Genomic DNA, 14,317 nt, shown 5'->3' on the forward strand with positions numbered 1-14,317 from the left:
CGCTCGGTAACGTTTCCTACACGACTGGCGAATTGCTATTGCATTCATGGACTTGCGGAAATCGTCTGCAACGGCCGTATCCCGCTGCGACGTCGTATCTGAAACATCCTGGCGTAATTCTTGCGTAAAAAATAAATAACAGAGCTGTTGTGTTCTCTTTACGAAGAGCCGCCGCACGTCCTGATCCGTACAAAAATCCTTCTAAGGTTGGTTCCATGAGCAGCACACCCAACGCTTCAAACCTTGAACAAGGGCTCAAACCGCGGCACATCACCATGCTGTCGATCGCTGGCGTTATCGGCGCTGGCCTCTTCGTCGGCTCCGGGCACGCGATTGCCGAAGCCGGGCCGGCCGTACTTCTGGCCTACGGCGCCGCAGGTACGCTGGTGGTGCTGGTGATGCGCATGCTGGCGGAAATGGCCGTCGCTTCGCCGGACACCGGTTCTTTTTCGACTTACGCCGACCGCGCGATCGGGCACTGGGCCGGCTTCACCATCGGCTGGTTGTACTGGTGGTTCTGGGTATTGGTCATTCCGCTGGAAGCCAACGCCGCCGCGACGATTCTCCACGCGTGGTTCCCGAACGTGGCGATCTGGGCGTTCACGCTGGTGATCACTCTGCTGCTGACCGCGACCAACCTGTTCAGCGTGAAGAACTACGGGGAGTTCGAGTTCTGGTTTGCGCTGATCAAGGTCATCGCGATCATTGGCTTCGTGCTGCTGGGCATTGCGGCGGTGTTTGGTCTGCTGCCGAACAGCCAGGTCAGCGGCGTGAGCCACTTGTACGACACGCAGGGCTTCCTGCCTAACGGCATGGGTGCGGTGCTGGCGGCGATGCTAACCACCATGTTTTCGTTCATGGGGACCGAGATTGTCACCATCGCGGCGGCAGAATCGAAGAATCCCGGTCAGCAAATCACCAAGGCCACCAACTCGGTGATCTGGCGGATCTGCCTGTTCTACCTGCTCTCGATCCTCCTCGTCGTCTCGCTGGTGCCGTGGAACGACAGCCGTCTGGCTGAAGTGGGTTCGTACCAGACCGTGCTTGATCTGATGGGCATTCCGAACGCCAAGCTGATTGTCGACATCGTCGTGCTGGTCGCCGTGACCAGTTGCCTGAACTCGGCGCTGTACACGGCTTCGCGCATGCTGTTTTCCCTCGGCAAACGTGGCGACGCGCCTGCTGTTTCCCAGCGTACCACCAAAGCCGGCACGCCTTACTGGGCAGTGCTGCTGTCGACCGGTGCCGCGTTTGCCGCCGTGTTCGCCAACTACGTCGCACCCGCAGCGGTGTTCGACTTCCTGCTGGCAAGCTCGGGCGCGATCGCGCTGCTGGTGTACCTGGTGATCGCCGTCTCCCAGCTGCGTATGCGCCGCAAGCGTGAAGCAGCAGGCCAGGCCATCGACTTCCGCATGTGGCTGTTCCCGGGCCTGACCTGGGCGGTGATCGTGTTCATCGTCGCCGTACTGACCATCATGCTGTTCCAGGAAGGCCACCGCATGGAAATCATCGCCACCGGGCTGCTGAGCATCCTGGTCGTGGCGGCCGGTTTGATCGTCTCGAACCGTCGCAAGGCGGGGAAGGCTGGAAAGGTTGTGATGAATTGATGGGGGAGTGAGTCGGTTGTGACCGACCGCTGTTGAGAAGCCGCTATCAGGGATGATGGCGGTTTTTTTTGTCTCGACGGTTGGGTCACGGTGGGAGGTTCAGCGTCTTAGCTCATCCTGCCCAGCACCGATCTCCCGCGCACCTGATGCAGCACCACCGCCGCCAGATGCAGCGCCACCAACCCTGCCAACACGGCACACAGAACGTGATGCACCTGATGCAGCTCCAGCAGCGCGATCTTTGAGTGGATGAGCTGTGGCAGCGGCACCAGCGCCAGCAGCATGACCGGATGGCTCATCATCAGCACCCCGGTAATCAATACGCCAGCCACCACTGCATAGATCGCCTTGTGCGCAGCGCTCGCCAGTCGCGCCTGGATGTTTTTAGCGGAGTGCCGCGCTGGGGCTTTGATCGCCAGCCACAACCGCCAGACGAAAAACGGAATAAACAGGCTGGTCAGTTGCGGATTGAACGACTCGACCCACTGCCGAAATGGCTCGTTCTGATCCAGCAATGCCACGCCGAAGCCGCTGAAGGTCGCCCACAGGATGACGGCCGCAGACAGCCAATGCAGGAAAATTCGGGTTCGGGAGTAAGGGCTCGTTTCGCCTGAAGCCGGTTCAGGCGAAGGAGTGTTTGGGAGTGTCAAAACGGCCAGCCTTTAGTTGAGAAGGAGTTGCATTCTCGTAATGGCGCAAAGCTACCGTTTTGACCGGGGTCATGTAAATCAAAAAACGTTTTAAGAGCGCCCGCCTGCACCCTGCGCGTTCTTTTTCTGCAGGATCACCGACGCTTCGTTGTAGGCGGTCTGGAAGGCGTCGCTGCCGATCCATTCAACGGCCGAGTCTTCGTCTTCCTCATGGAAGAGCCCGCGGTAGGTGATCAGCAGACCCATCATGAAGTCGGTTGCAGGCTCCTCGTCTTCCTCGGCAATCACCAGCTCCAGCACCGGGTACTGAAGGAAGACCACGCACAGCGCCAGCAAACTTATCGATTCAGCCTGCTTCATCGCTTCGAACAGGTCGTCGAAATCCGCCGGGTCGAAGCCGTTCTCTTCGATGTCTTTGAAATCGAACGTGCTCAGGTCGATCTCGACGTCATCAAAGGGCTCGTTGACGAAGGCATGATTGAGCACCGGGTGAATGACGCTCGGCCGGGCCTTGCCGGAACGGTTCTGCTTGGCCTTGGCCTTTGCCCGTTGGGCGCGTTTTTGCTGTTTGTCGGGGGAGGCCATGACGGCGGTTCCTTGTGCGGTGCAGCCATTCGCATGGCCCAGGATCATCGGGCGCGTATTGTATTCAGTCTTGTGCCGGTTCGTCGTACTTGTTGCGGTCGATCCCCAGCATCTCCATTGTGGATTCCATCTCGATCTCGTCGAGAACGGCGCGGAAGGCTTCATAGAAATCGTCGTCGTGAATGCGCGCCCTGACGGTCGCCTCATCCAGTCCGTGGGCCCACATCATGTAGGCGCCCAGCGTGTTCACCAGGACGTCGAGGTAGTTGTCGAAGTCGATGTCGTAGAAAGCGTGGGCCGCTATCGGACCTCTGGCGAAGGCATCGAGTAGATCGAGGAGACCTTGCTGCTCGGCACGCTTGAGCACTTCGTAATGGGCGAGGCGTTGTTCCTGAGACGGCTCTGGCGCAGGGGACTGATAGACCTCCGCCAATAGCATTTCGTCCTCAGTGATCGACATCCCGATGTCCTCGCCCCTGATCACCGCCGCCATCGCCTCCCGCTCTTCCTCGTCCATGGTCTCGAGGATGTCGGGCTCTACGAAATTCTTGAGCAGGGTATCGTCGTCGAGCAACGATGCTTCGTCGTCCGAGAAGAAATCAGGCATGAAGTAATCCGGGACGATCGGGTTGGGCGTCTGCGGGTGCTGGCGAGCGACTCGCTGCTCTTTGGCTTTGGTCTTGGCGCGCTTGGCTCGTTTCTGTTGCTTGCTGACAGATGCCATCACGAAGTCCTCTAGTCGGCTCAAGCCTGCAATGTTAATAAATCACGCCCAATAAAAAACCCCTGAATATTTCGATGCAGGGGTTTTTCGGTATTTATGGTGCCCGGAGACGGAGTCGCAAGGGGTAGGTCTGATGCGGGGTTACATTTTCAATTGCTCAAACTTCCCCGGCGCTGAAAATTTCCAGGACACCTTGAATGCTGCACCGCCGGATATCAGTTCTGCCTGCCGGATGATGGCAGGCCACCATCGGACAAGATTTTCGGCCTTACTCCAGTAGGTCGTTTGACCCCATTGCCTCGCGAGACAGAAAACCGGTAGTCCGCATTCTCTGAAGGCCTGCCGCTCGGCGTTTCCCTTGGAGAACTTGTCTTGCGACACCACGGCCCATCCGCCTTCGGCAGTGAGGTCGGTAATCCAGTGGATGTCACTTGTGTCCGCTGGGAACCTGTCCCTGAGCGAGACGACGACATGGCCTTCGCCGCTGCAAAGCTCGTGCAAGGCTCTGGCAATGGACGGTGGAAGATTGTTATCGATCAGAAAATTCAAGCAGCAATCCTGTGCTCATAGGTCACCGCAGCGTCCACTGCCGCGGTGGGAATTTCGAAAATCACAGACACACGTTTTGCGTCCTGGCCTTCCGCCAGATAAGCCTGATAAATCGACGCCGTATCGACACCAGCGGAGGAGAGCACCGGTTTTCCAAAATTACGGTTGGGGTCGAGCACAATTGCCTTGCTGCGCTTGACCGGATACCAACGCTGCGCCTTTCCCTCACCCGTATAGTCAATGCCCTCATACAGCGAAGGCGCGATTACCTGCCTGAATGCGTACTGACGTTTCGCCAGATCCAGGATCGCCTCGTCGCCAGTCTCGTCAAACACAGTGGCGAATATGCTCCTGCCGTCAGTCTGGAATCTTCTGCAGGTGAACGGATAGTGCTGGTGAAAAATTTCCTTGGCCTGTCTGGATGCTGCGCGAATAGCTTGAAGGCTTACGTCGTGCTTTCGGAAGGCATGGACAAATCTGATCTCGAGCAGGTCGTGGAAGCCAAGCAGCTTCTCATCGTTGACGCCCAGCTCAGGTAGCCACAGACCGGAATGCTCCACGCCATCCGCTTTATAGCCGAAGAGCCATCTGCGAATATCCTTGGCGGGAATGCCCGTGTAGAGGGCTGCTTCTGATGGCGTGTATACGCCGACTCCAATGAGGCGGCTCGACGTTTCGATAGTCTTCATGCACACCTCCCGTGTCCGTGGTTGCTCAAGAAGTGCATTCTGAGGTTGATCAAGGTCTCGTTCAACTGATCTTGGGCGAGCGCTTAGGGGAAAATTGTAAAAAGCCGGTGCGTGGCGAATAGGAATTCCTTGTGGCTGTCCATCCCGGCGCCTGCCACCCGCCGGTAGTTCTACCCTATCAAGATTTATCCACGGCAGCCGATGTGTGGGTATGAGCATCCCGCTGGACATACTCTGAGTTGAATCTCCCTTGCCCAGTCCAGCACCGTCGTTTTAGTCCTGCTCGATGCTTCTCCGAGAGGCTACTTCACCCACTTGAGATTGAATCCATGCGAATCACTGTACCGGTACTACTTTTAGGAATGCTTAGCGCTCAATGCGCGCTGGCGGCTGGGGATGGAACATCCGCAGTGGGCGGAGGCATAGGCGGTGCGCTTGGGAATGTCATTGGACAGCAAATGGGTGGAAGCACCGGCGCGGCGGTTGGCGCTGGTGTCGGCGGGGCCGCTGGCGGGGCTCTAGGCGCCAAAAGAGGAAGCAAGACCGAAGCGGCTATCGGCGGCGGGCTGGGATCAGCGGGTGGGTCTGTCATTGGTAACCAGTTGGGTGGCTCAACAGGGTCAACCATAGGTGCCGGCCTGGGCGGCACTGCCGGAGGCGCAGTGGGTAGCAACCTGGCAGATGACGGCGGCGACAATCGATCTCACGGCAAGCGACATGGGCACAAGAAAAACAAGCATGATCGATAGACCGGCGATCTGCTCCCATACCTCCAACCGCGCGATTTGAGCGACGACACAGCGCGATTGTCGGAGACGTCGGCCAGCACTTGGGCGTCTTCACGCAGATCCGGCTCTGAGCTCACGAATCCATTCACATCTATCCGGGATTACATGGAAACGGTGGGGAACCGTGAAAAGCAAAAAGCCCGCACGAGGCGGGCTTCTTGTGTGTTTTCAGGTGTGCTTGGCATCACCTAAAAACGGAAGGTGGTGCCCAGAGACGGAATCGAACCGCCGACACGGGGATTTTCAATCCCCTGCTCTACCGACTGAGCTATCTGGGCAACGGGGCGCATTAAACGTGTTTTTCAGGAGGTCGTCAAGCATGGTGTCGAAAAAAATCTGAATTATTTCCTCCGCTTACGACGACCACTGTCTGCAAAGGCTTATTCGGCAGGGGGAACGTAGCCGTCGGCCTTGGCGTATTCCTCGCCGGACAGGTATTTGTCCATCTCGGTCTGCAGGAATTTGCGATCTTCGGCGTTCATCATGTTCAGGCGGCGCTCGTTGATCAGCAGGGTCTGGTGTTTCTGCCAGTCGCCCCAGGCTTTCTGCGAGACATGGTTATAGATGTCTTCACCTTTGGCGCCCGGATACGGCGGACGGTCCAGGCCAGGCAATTCTTCTTTGTATTTGCGGCACATCACGGTGCGGGTCATGAGGACTCTCCTGCATTCAATACGTCGGCTGCGTGTTTCAGCAGTTTCTTCACCGGGGCGGCAAGGCCCAGGCGCGGCGGGGTGGCGAGGTTATACCAGAGCCAGTCGTCCTCGGCCACGTGATGGGCGGACTCACGGACCCGGACCAGCCAGGGTTCGATGCTCAGCTGAAAGTGGCTGAACGTGTGGATCAGGCCCGGCAAGGCTTGATGCTCGCCCAGCTCAAGGGCGTGCTGATTGGCCAGATGCTGCATGTCGTTGAAGTCGTCCAGTTCCGGCAGGCTCCATAGTCCGCCCCACAGCCCTGTCGAAGGGCGGCGATAAAGCAGAATCGCGCCTTCCTGGTTGGCGAAGATGGGCATCAAGGTGCGTTTTTGCGGCACGACCTTACGCGGTTTCGGTATTGGATAGCGGGTTTCCTGGCCGAGCATGTGCGCCTCGCAACCGCGCTCAAGGGGGCAGAGCAGGCAGCTGGGTTTGGTGCGGGTGCAGAGCGTGGCACCCAGGTCCATCATCGCCTGGGTGTAGTGATTGACCCGGCTGTGCGGTGTGTAACGCTCAGCCGTGGCCCACATCTGCTTCGCCACCTTAGGCTCGCCGGGGTAGCCCTCCTGCGCGGTGAAGCGAGCCAGTACGCGCTTGACGTTGCCATCGAGGATCGGCGCGCGCAGGCCCATGCTGATGCTGGCAATCGCGCCTGCCGTCGAGAGGCCGATACCGGGCAGCTCGACGAGCTGTTCCACGTCCCGGGGGAATTCACCGCCGTGCTCGGCCACCACGATTTTCGCGGCTTTCTGCAGGTTGCGCGCGCGGGTGTAGTAGCCCAGCCCGGTCCACAGATGCAGGACCTCATCTTCCGGCGCTTCGGCCAGAGCCTGCACAGTGGGCAGCGCTTCCATGAACGTGTCGAAGTAGCCAAGCACGGTGCTGACCTGAGTTTGCTGCAGCATGATTTCCGACACCCACACGCGGTACGGGGTGATGTCGTGTTGCCAGGGAAGATCGTGACGGCCGTGGCGGTCGTACCAGTCGAGAACGGCGGAGGAAAACTGCTCGGGTTGCATCAAGGCTTCCGGTGATCAAAAGATGTTGGGTTGCTATATACGTCGCCAGACGCCGCGCTGTGGGAGGTCAGCCAAAATGAATGTGGGAGTGAGCTCACTCCCACAACTGAACGGCGCGGCGCCTGTTAGTCAGGGTTAACGCTTGAACAATCCCTTGATCGCATCCTTGAGCTCGGGACTGACCTTGTCCCCCAGCTTTTCATCGATCTTGTCGCCAATCCGGTCGCCTGCCAGTTTCGCGGCGACTTTGCCCAAGCCGTCGTTATCCAGACGACAGGCCTTGGCGCCCATTTCGAGCGGGCCACGGCAGAGCACCGGCCATTCGATGCCGACAAAACGCGGGTTCACTTCGCAGGCCGGGTCCGGCATGTCGCTCTTGTCGCCTTCGATGATCACGCCGACGCGGTAATTCATGCCCATGACGCGCAAGTCGATGTCGCCATCGCCGTTGACGGTCAAGCCCGGTGTGCGGACTTTCAGGTCCGGGTTGCTAGCCACGCCGTTGCGGAACACCAGATTGCCATTCAACTGCTGGAACGGCGTGTCCTTGCCGCGCGGTTCGCCACTCAAGCTCTTGCGATTAAGCGTCGAAATGCCACGGCACAGCTGCTGCTCGAGGTTAGCGTTGACCAGTACGCCGTCGTTCAGCGCAAAACTGGCGGTGCCGTTAAGGCTCTCGACCAGCGCCTTCTCGCTATTGCCTTTGGCGGTCACATCGCTGGTGAGGTTGAGCAGGCCGCGCAGAGGCGGCGTGGTGCCCTGGCTCTGAATGAAATGCTCCACCGGCACCTTGGCGATATGCGTCTGCACGCTGGCCAAGGGCACTTCGGGACGCGCGTCGAGATTGCCTTTGACCTCGAAATTGCCGTTGTACAAATCGCCGCGCAGGCTGTCGACCGTGATCACGCCATCGAGCGCCGAAGTCTTCAGCGCCGCATTCTGGATCGGCAGTTTCTCCAGGGTCAGCTTGCCGAAGCTGAGGTCGGCGTCGACATCCAGTTTGCGCAGGCGCTCGAGGGGCAGCAGCTTTGCGTCGCTCCAGGCACCTTGGGTCGGCTGGTTTGGCAGCGGCGAAGTGCCCGAGGCCACCATGGCTTCGGCCTCGGCACCTTGAACTTCTGCTCTGCGCGCGGCGCCGGCGCTCTTCGCCTGTTCACCCTCGGGCACGCGGTAGCGGTCGGCGTTGAACGTATCGGCTTTGAGTTGAAGGCGCAGGGACTGTTTGGCGAAGTCTTCCACAGCGACGTGGCCGGTGATGGTGCTGTCGTCGAGTTTCACCGTGAGGTCATCCAGCGACACGCTGTTGGGCGTCGCCGCGATGCGGGTGACCAGTTCCAGTTTGTTCAGACTGCCGTCACCAAGGGCTGGCGCGGGCTGGCCGATGTTGTCGAGGAAGTCGCGCAGGTTGAACTGGGCAATCGAAATGCCGCCTGTGAGCTGCGGCGTCTTGTCCAGATCACGAACGTGCAGCTCGCCAAGGGCGCGCAGTTGATTGGCGGACAGCTTCAGATTGGTCCATTCCGCGACGTTGGCGGACATGTCTGCCAGCAACTGGCCCTGGGCTGAGAACGTCAGCGTCTTGCCCTGCAGCGGATCGCCTGTCACATCACCCGAGAAACGCATGTCGTCGAACTGGTAACGCTTGAGCACGCGATCGAAACGCAGCTTGCCGGTCAGTTCGGTTTTGGTGCGCACGACGGGTTGGTTGGTGCTGAGGAATGCGGTGAGTTTCAGCGGGATGTCAGTCGCGTTGTGGATCGGCCCCGTGCTCAACTGGATGCTCTCGGCGCTGAATTGCCGGGCCTTGGGAATATCGTTGAAATCGATCCGCGCGTTGTTCACGGTCAGGCTGTCGATGTCCAGCTTGAGCGGCTGCCACTGCTTGTCGGGCTTGGCCGACACGGTATCGGCGGGAGCGCCGGGCGTGACGGAGGGCTGGCCTGGATTGGCCGCGGTGGCAGGCACTTTGCCGATGTCTTCCCAGTTGCCGTGGCCGTTTTCGTCGCGGGTCAGCGTCAGGTTCAGGCCCTCGACCCGAACGTCGCTCATCTGCACTTCCTTGCGCAGCAGCGGCAGCACACGCACCGACAGCCCGAGCATCTGCAAGTCGGCGAAGGGTTTGGTCGGCTCGCTCAAGGTGGCGACGCTGGCGTCGTGCAGCTCCAGGCCCAACCACGGAAACAGGCTCCAGCCAATATCGCCATTGAGCGTCAGCTCGACGTGGGCGCGATCGCGAACCAGTTTTCGAATCTCGTCTTTGTAGTCGTTGGGATCAAAAAAGTGGGTCAAGGCAAAGCCGAGAGCCACGATGATCAGCAACAGCCCGAGAAGGGTGAGCCCCAGGATTTTGCCGAACGCTTTCATGGGCGAGTCCTTGTGTCGAGTCGTTCAAAATTTAGCCCGCGAGTATAGCGTTCTCAGGCAAGCACCGGGTTTTGGATCGCCACCGACGCCGTCGTTCGAATTGGCAGCGCCCCGCACAGTGACAAACGGCGCGAAAAAGGTAATAGCAGAATGCTTTCTTTTGGGCTGCAAATGGTAATCTCGCGCCATTCGCCAGCCTTGCTGCGTCGAATTGTCACGTAAAGAGATGTCCTGCCGATAAACCACCGAGGCCTGCGTGCTTTAAGAGTGGTGGCGGAACTATGTCGCTGTTCTTGCGGGATACAACTATAAATTGGGGGCAACAATCAAATGACCACGAGCACTGCTCTGGGCGGTACTGCCGCTCAGCCTGCGTTCTTGTCCAAAGAGCGCATTATCGCCAAACGCGGTTTCAACCGTTGGCTGGTTCCGCCAGCTGCATTGGCAATCCACCTGTGTATCGGCATGGCCTACGGCTTCTCGGTGTTCTGGCTGCCGTTGTCCAAGGCAATCGGCATCAAGACCGCTGTTGCCTGCCCGGCTGACATGGGTTTCTTCGAGCAAGTCGTTTCGTCCAGCTGTGATTGGCCGATCTCCATGCTCGGCTGGATCTACACCCTGTTCTTCATTTTCCTGGGTTGCTCCGCAGCCATCTGGGGCGGCTGGCTGGAACACGCAGGCCCGCGCAAGGCGGGTGTCGTCTCGGCGCTGTGCTGGTGTGGCGGTCTGCTGATCTCGGCGCTGGGCGTTTATACGCACCAGATCTGGCTGATGTGGATCGGCTCGGGCGTGATCGGCGGTATCGGTCTGGGCCTGGGTTATATCTCGCCGGTTTCGACGCTGATCAAGTGGTTCCCGGACAAGCGCGGCATGGCGACCGGCATGGCGATCATGGGTTTCGGCGGTGGCGCGATGGTTGGCGCTCCGCTGGCAACCGCACTGATGAGCCACTTCGCCACGCCTGACAGCGTTGGCGTCTGGCAGAGCTTCGTGGTCATGGCGGTGATTTACTTCATCTTCATGATCGGCGGCGCACTGTCCTATCGCGTTCCGCCGACCGGCTGGAAACCTGAAGGCTGGACCGCTCCGGCGAAGAAAGCCAACAGCGCGATGATCACCAACCGCCATGTGCACGTCAGTGTTGCGTGGAAGACGCCTCAGTTCCGTCTGGTCTGGCTGGTGCTGTGCCTGAACGTTTCGGCAGGCATCGGCATCCTCGGCATGGCTTCGCCCCTGCTGCAGGAAGTGTTCGGCGGCAAGCTGCTGGGCACCGATCAGCCGTTCGGCCAACTGGATGCCTCGCAACTGGCGGCCATCGCGGCGATCGCGGCCGGCTTCACCGGTCTGCTGAGCCTGTTCAACATCGGCGGTCGTTTCTTCTGGGCTTCGTTCTCGGACTACATCGGCCGCAAAGCCACCTACTTCGTGTTCTTCGCGCTGGGCTTTTTGCTCTACGCGTCGGTGCCGACCCTGGGTCACCTGGGCAGCGTTGCTCTGTTCGTGGCGGCGTTCTGCGTCGTGCTTTCGATGTACGGCGGCGGTTTCGCGACCGTTCCGGCTTATCTGGCTGACCTGTTCGGTACGCAAATGGTCGGTGCGATCCACGGTCGTCTGCTGACCGCGTGGGCTGCCGCTGGCGTGCTCGGCCCTGTGCTGGTGAACTACCTGCGTGAGTATCAGTTGAGCCACGGCGTTGCACGGGCCGATGCTTACGACATCACCTTGTACATCCTCGCGGGTCTGCTGGTGCTGGGCTTTATCTGCAACCTGCTGGTGCGTCCGGTAGCCGACAAATACTTCATGACCGACGAGCAATTGAAGGCTGAACAAGCCATCGGCCACGATGCCGGCGCCGACCACAGCACTTCGCTGGAATGGAAAGCGGACCCGAGCACCAAGCCTTTGGCGATTCTGGCCTGGCTGGCAGTGGGCATTCCGTTGGCGTGGGGCGTGTGGATCACTCTGCAGAAAACTGCGGTGCTGTTTCACTAAAACCATGGCGGGATCGGCCTGAAGATTTCAGGCTGAACCCGTCAGTGTGTGGGTGGGAGCGAGCTTGCTCGCGAAGGCGGTCAGACAGTCGGTAGATATGTCGAATGTAAGGACCTCGTCGCGAGCAACCTCGCTCCCACTTTTTTTGCCGAAATGTATTCGCTTGTACACACATGTCTATCCCATGCGGCCCGCATTCCCTCGGTCCGGCATTGCTCGCTTCATGTTTCTGTTTCCCTGCCACACGCCTATAATGGCCGCCTTTTCGCCCAATGATTTTGCGGAGCTGGTGATGGCCGAACGTATGGTGTTCGTCGAGCGCGACACTCTGGAAACCCAGATCAAAGCCTCGATCAACCTGGATGGCACAGGAAAGTCCCGATTCGACATCGGCGTTCCTTTTCTTGAACACATGCTCGACCAGATTGCCCGTCACGGGCTGATCGATCTGGACATCGAATGCAAAGGCGACCTGCATATCGACGATCACCACACCGTGGAAGATGTCGGCATCACGCTGGGTCAGGCGTTCAGCAAAGCCATCGGCGACAAAAAAGGCATCCGTCGCTACGGCCACGCCTACGTCCCCCTGGATGAAGCGCTGTCGCGCGTGGTCATCGACTTCTCCGGTCGGCCTGGCCTGCAAATGCACGTGCCGTACACCCGCGCCACCGTTGGCGGCTTCGATGTGGACCTGTTCCAGGAGTTTTTCCAGGGCTTCGTCAACCACGCCAACGTCACGCTGCACATTGATAACCTGCGCGGCCACAACACCCACCACCAGATTGAAACCGTCTTTAAGGCGTTCGGACGTGCGTTGCGCATGGCGGTGGAGCTGGACGACCGCATGGCTGGCCAGATGCCGTCGACCAAAGGCGTGCTGTAATGCAGACCGTTGCCGTTATCGACTATGGCATGGGCAATCTGCACTCGGTGGCCAAGGCGCTGGAGCACGTCGGCGCCGGTCGCGTGCTGATCACCAGCGATGCCGATGTCATCCGTGAAGCTGATCGTGTCGTGTTTCCCGGTGTTGGTGCGATTCGCGACTGCATGGCGGAAATTCGTCGCCTGGGCTTCGATGCCCTGGTGCGTGAAGTCAGCCAGGACCGTCCGTTTCTCGGGATCTGCGTCGGCATGCAGGCGCTGATGGAGCGCAGCGAGGAGAGCGGCGGCGTTGACTGCATCGGCACTTTCCCCGGTCAGGTGCGTTTCTTCGGCAAGGACCTCCACGAAGACGGCCAGCATCTGAAAGTCCCGCACATGGGCTGGAATGAAGTGGCGCAGGCCGTGGATCACCCGCTGTGGGCCAACATTCCGGACATGGCGCGGTTCTACTTCGTGCACAGTTACTACATCGAATCGCCGAACCCCCAGCAGATCGTTGGTCGTGGCCATTACGGTCGCGACTTCGCCGCTGCATTGGCCGATGGCTCGCGCTTCGCCGTGCAATTCCACCCCGAGAAGAGCCATACCCATGGCCTGCAGTTGCTGCAGAACTTCGCGGCGTGGGACGGCCGCCGGTAATGAGCAAGAAGACCAAACCGCCGATTCTGACCCTCACTCCCGAACAGGAGAGCGAGGCGTGCCACACGATCAAGCGGTTCATGGAAGACCGTTTCGAACTGGACCTGGGTTCGTTCGAAGCGGCTGAAATTCTGGAACTGTTCACCCGCGAGATCGCACCGCATTACTACAACCGGGCGATCTTCGATGTTCAGACGCACCTCAAGGAGCGTTTCGAAAGCATCGAAAGCGACCTGTGGGCGTTGGAGAAAAGCAGCTAGAAGCGGCAAGTTTCAAGCTGCAAGAATGGTTAGATGCGCAGACTTGCAGCTTATAGCTCGCGGCTCGCAGCTCTTTTGACGAAGGAAAAAGAATGCTCATTATTCCCGCGATCGACCTTAAAGATGGCGCCTGTGTACGTCTGCGCCAGGGCCGGATGGAAGATTCCACGGTGTTCTCCGATGATCCGGTGAGCATGGCTGCCAAGTGGGTTGAAGGCGGTTGCGGTCGCTTGCACCTGGTGGACCTGAACGGTGCGTTCGAAGGCCAACCAGTCAATGGCGAGGTCGTGACGGCGATTGCGCGTCGTTACCCGAATCTGCCGATCCAGATCGGCGGCGGTATCCGCTCGCTGGACACCATCGAGCACTACGTCAAAGCCGGCGTGAGTTACGTGATCATCGGCACCAAGGCGGTCAAGGATCCTGACTTCGTCGCCGAAGCCTGCCGCGCGTTCCCGGGCAAAGTGATCGTGGGTCTGGATGCCAAAGACGGCTTCGTTGCCACCGACGGCTGGGCCGAAGTCAGCACCGTGCAGGTGATCGATCTGGCCAAACGCTTTGAAGCCGACGGCGTCTCGGCCATCGTTTATACCGATATTGCCAAAGACGGCATGATGCAGGGCTGCAACGTCCCGTTCACCGCCGCGCTGGCCGCTGCGACCCGCATTCCGGTAATCGCCTCGGGCGGCATCCACAACCTGGGCGACATCAAAGCACTGCTCGACGCAAAGGCACCGGGCATCATCGGCGCAATCACCGGTCGTGCGATCTATGAAGGCACACTGGATGTGGCTGAAGCACAGGCGTTTTGTGATTCGTACAAAGGCTGACTGGCACGCCCCCGTGTAGGAGTGAGCTTGCTCGCGAT

Annotated in this window: 15 protein-coding genes and 1 tRNA gene; 7 read left to right on the forward strand and 9 right to left on the reverse strand. The window is 59.4% G+C overall.

Annotated elements, in window-relative coordinates:
• Positions 1-215: 215 nt before the first annotated feature.
• Complete coding sequence (gene gabP, locus IFT47_RS12580) at positions 216-1,607, forward strand: GABA permease (protein WP_192171303.1); 1,392 nt, start codon at positions 216-218, stop codon at positions 1,605-1,607.
• A gap of 107 nt (positions 1,608-1,714) precedes the next feature.
• On the opposite strand, the gene IFT47_RS12585 is transcribed toward gabP, so the two are convergent.
• From IFT47_RS12585 to IFT47_RS12605, 5 genes are all read right to left on the reverse strand, one after another.
• Complete coding sequence (locus tag IFT47_RS12585; protein ID WP_192171302.1) at positions 1,715-2,257, reverse strand: cytochrome b; 543 nt, start codon at positions 2,255-2,257, stop codon at positions 1,715-1,717.
• A gap of 90 nt (positions 2,258-2,347) precedes the next feature.
• Complete coding sequence (locus IFT47_RS12590) at positions 2,348-2,842, reverse strand: hypothetical protein (protein WP_192171301.1); 495 nt, start codon at positions 2,840-2,842, stop codon at positions 2,348-2,350.
• 64 nt (positions 2,843-2,906) lie between these two features.
• Positions 2,907-3,566 carry a hypothetical protein gene (locus tag IFT47_RS12595; protein ID WP_192171300.1) on the reverse strand — a complete coding sequence of 220 codons (660 nt, stop codon included), beginning with the start codon at positions 3,564-3,566 and terminating at the stop codon, positions 2,907-2,909.
• 141 nt (positions 3,567-3,707) lie between these two features.
• Positions 3,708-4,115 (reverse strand): PIN-like domain-containing protein, encoded by a 408-nt coding sequence (locus IFT47_RS12600; protein WP_192171299.1) that lies wholly within the window; start codon positions 4,113-4,115, stop codon positions 3,708-3,710.
• Complete coding sequence (locus IFT47_RS12605; protein WP_192171298.1) at positions 4,112-4,804, reverse strand: MerR family transcriptional regulator; 693 nt, start codon at positions 4,802-4,804, stop codon at positions 4,112-4,114. Before IFT47_RS12605 ends, IFT47_RS12600 begins: the two co-directional genes overlap by 4 nt.
• Before the next feature lie 329 nt (positions 4,805-5,133).
• Here IFT47_RS12605 and IFT47_RS27630 point away from each other — a divergent pair, with 329 nt between their 5' ends.
• Positions 5,134-5,553, forward strand: coding sequence for a glycine zipper domain-containing protein (locus IFT47_RS27630; protein ID WP_244655850.1), 420 nt, complete (start codon positions 5,134-5,136; stop codon positions 5,551-5,553).
• Between the two features lie 241 nt (positions 5,554-5,794).
• On the opposite strand, the gene IFT47_RS12610 is transcribed toward IFT47_RS27630, so the two are convergent.
• The 4 genes from IFT47_RS12610 to IFT47_RS12625 form a co-directional block, all read right to left on the reverse strand.
• Positions 5,795-5,870, reverse strand: a tRNA-Phe gene (locus tag IFT47_RS12610).
• A 102-nt stretch (positions 5,871-5,972) separates the two neighbouring features.
• Positions 5,973-6,245: an oxidative damage protection protein gene (locus IFT47_RS12615; RefSeq protein WP_192130801.1), complete on the reverse strand. Its 273-nt coding sequence runs from the start codon at positions 6,243-6,245 to the stop codon at positions 5,973-5,975.
• Positions 6,242-7,309, reverse strand: coding sequence for an A/G-specific adenine glycosylase (gene mutY / locus IFT47_RS12620; RefSeq protein ID WP_192171297.1), 1,068 nt, complete (start codon positions 7,307-7,309; stop codon positions 6,242-6,244). The genes IFT47_RS12615 and mutY overlap by 4 nt, the downstream gene beginning before the upstream one ends.
• Positions 7,310-7,444: 135 nt before the next feature.
• A complete protein-coding gene (locus tag IFT47_RS12625) occupies positions 7,445-9,673 on the reverse strand; it encodes an AsmA family protein (RefSeq protein WP_192171296.1) in 2,229 nt (742 codons plus the stop codon).
• Between the two features lie 330 nt (positions 9,674-10,003).
• Between IFT47_RS12625 and IFT47_RS12630 the strand changes: the two genes are divergently transcribed.
• The 5 genes from IFT47_RS12630 to hisA all read left to right on the forward strand — a co-directional run bounded on the left by IFT47_RS12630 (position 10,004) and on the right by hisA (position 14,279).
• Complete coding sequence (locus IFT47_RS12630) at positions 10,004-11,665, forward strand: OFA family MFS transporter (protein ID WP_192171295.1); 1,662 nt, start codon at positions 10,004-10,006, stop codon at positions 11,663-11,665.
• Between the two features lie 292 nt (positions 11,666-11,957).
• Positions 11,958-12,551, forward strand: a complete 594-nt coding sequence (gene hisB / locus IFT47_RS12635) for an imidazoleglycerol-phosphate dehydratase HisB (protein ID WP_065987388.1) — start codon at positions 11,958-11,960, stop codon at positions 12,549-12,551.
• The gene (hisH, locus tag IFT47_RS12640; RefSeq protein WP_192171294.1) at positions 12,551-13,189 is read left to right on the forward strand and encodes an imidazole glycerol phosphate synthase subunit HisH; all 639 of its coding nucleotides are present in this window, start codon (positions 12,551-12,553) and stop codon (positions 13,187-13,189) included. The genes hisB and hisH overlap by 1 nt, the downstream gene beginning before the upstream one ends.
• On the forward strand, positions 13,189-13,449 hold the full coding sequence (locus IFT47_RS12645; RefSeq protein WP_037016295.1) for a DUF2164 domain-containing protein: 261 nt from the start codon (positions 13,189-13,191) through the stop codon (positions 13,447-13,449). The genes hisH and IFT47_RS12645 overlap by 1 nt, the downstream gene beginning before the upstream one ends.
• Positions 13,450-13,541: 92 nt before the next feature.
• Positions 13,542-14,279, forward strand: coding sequence for a 1-(5-phosphoribosyl)-5-[(5-phosphoribosylamino)methylideneamino]imidazole-4-carboxamide isomerase (hisA, locus tag IFT47_RS12650; RefSeq protein WP_192171293.1), 738 nt, complete (start codon positions 13,542-13,544; stop codon positions 14,277-14,279).
• Positions 14,280-14,317 lie beyond the last annotated feature (38 nt).

Source organism: Pseudomonas sp. CFBP 13711, assembly GCF_014842265.1.
Classification (GTDB): domain Bacteria; phylum Pseudomonadota; class Gammaproteobacteria; order Pseudomonadales; family Pseudomonadaceae; genus Aquipseudomonas.

Bases quoted from the DNA above. Each gene is read 5' to 3' on its own strand.
- hisB (WP_065987388.1), top strand. From the start codon at position 11,958: ATGGCCGAACGTATGGTGTTCGTCGAGCGCGACACTCTGGAAACCCAG.
- IFT47_RS12645 (WP_037016295.1), top strand. From the start codon at position 13,189: ATGAGCAAGAAGACCAAACCGCCGATTCTGACCCTCACTCCCGAACAG.
- IFT47_RS12605 (WP_192171298.1), bottom strand. From the start codon at position 4,804: ATGAAGACTATCGAAACGTCGAGCCGCCTCATTGGAGTCGGCGTATAC.
- gabP (WP_192171303.1), top strand. From the start codon at position 216: ATGAGCAGCACACCCAACGCTTCAAACCTTGAACAAGGGCTCAAACCG.
- IFT47_RS12625 (WP_192171296.1), bottom strand. From the start codon at position 9,673: ATGAAAGCGTTCGGCAAAATCCTGGGGCTCACCCTTCTCGGGCTGTTG.
- IFT47_RS12590 (WP_192171301.1), bottom strand. From the start codon at position 2,842: ATGGCCTCCCCCGACAAACAGCAAAAACGCGCCCAACGGGCAAAGGCC.
- IFT47_RS27630 (WP_244655850.1), top strand. From the start codon at position 5,134: ATGCGAATCACTGTACCGGTACTACTTTTAGGAATGCTTAGCGCTCAA.
- mutY (WP_192171297.1), bottom strand. From the start codon at position 7,309: ATGCAACCCGAGCAGTTTTCCTCCGCCGTTCTCGACTGGTACGACCGC.
- IFT47_RS12615 (WP_192130801.1), bottom strand. From the start codon at position 6,245: ATGACCCGCACCGTGATGTGCCGCAAATACAAAGAAGAATTGCCTGGC.
- hisA (WP_192171293.1), top strand. From the start codon at position 13,542: ATGCTCATTATTCCCGCGATCGACCTTAAAGATGGCGCCTGTGTACGT.
- IFT47_RS12595 (WP_192171300.1), bottom strand. From the start codon at position 3,566: ATGGCATCTGTCAGCAAGCAACAGAAACGAGCCAAGCGCGCCAAGACC.
- IFT47_RS12630 (WP_192171295.1), top strand. From the start codon at position 10,004: ATGACCACGAGCACTGCTCTGGGCGGTACTGCCGCTCAGCCTGCGTTC.
- hisH (WP_192171294.1), top strand. From the start codon at position 12,551: ATGCAGACCGTTGCCGTTATCGACTATGGCATGGGCAATCTGCACTCG.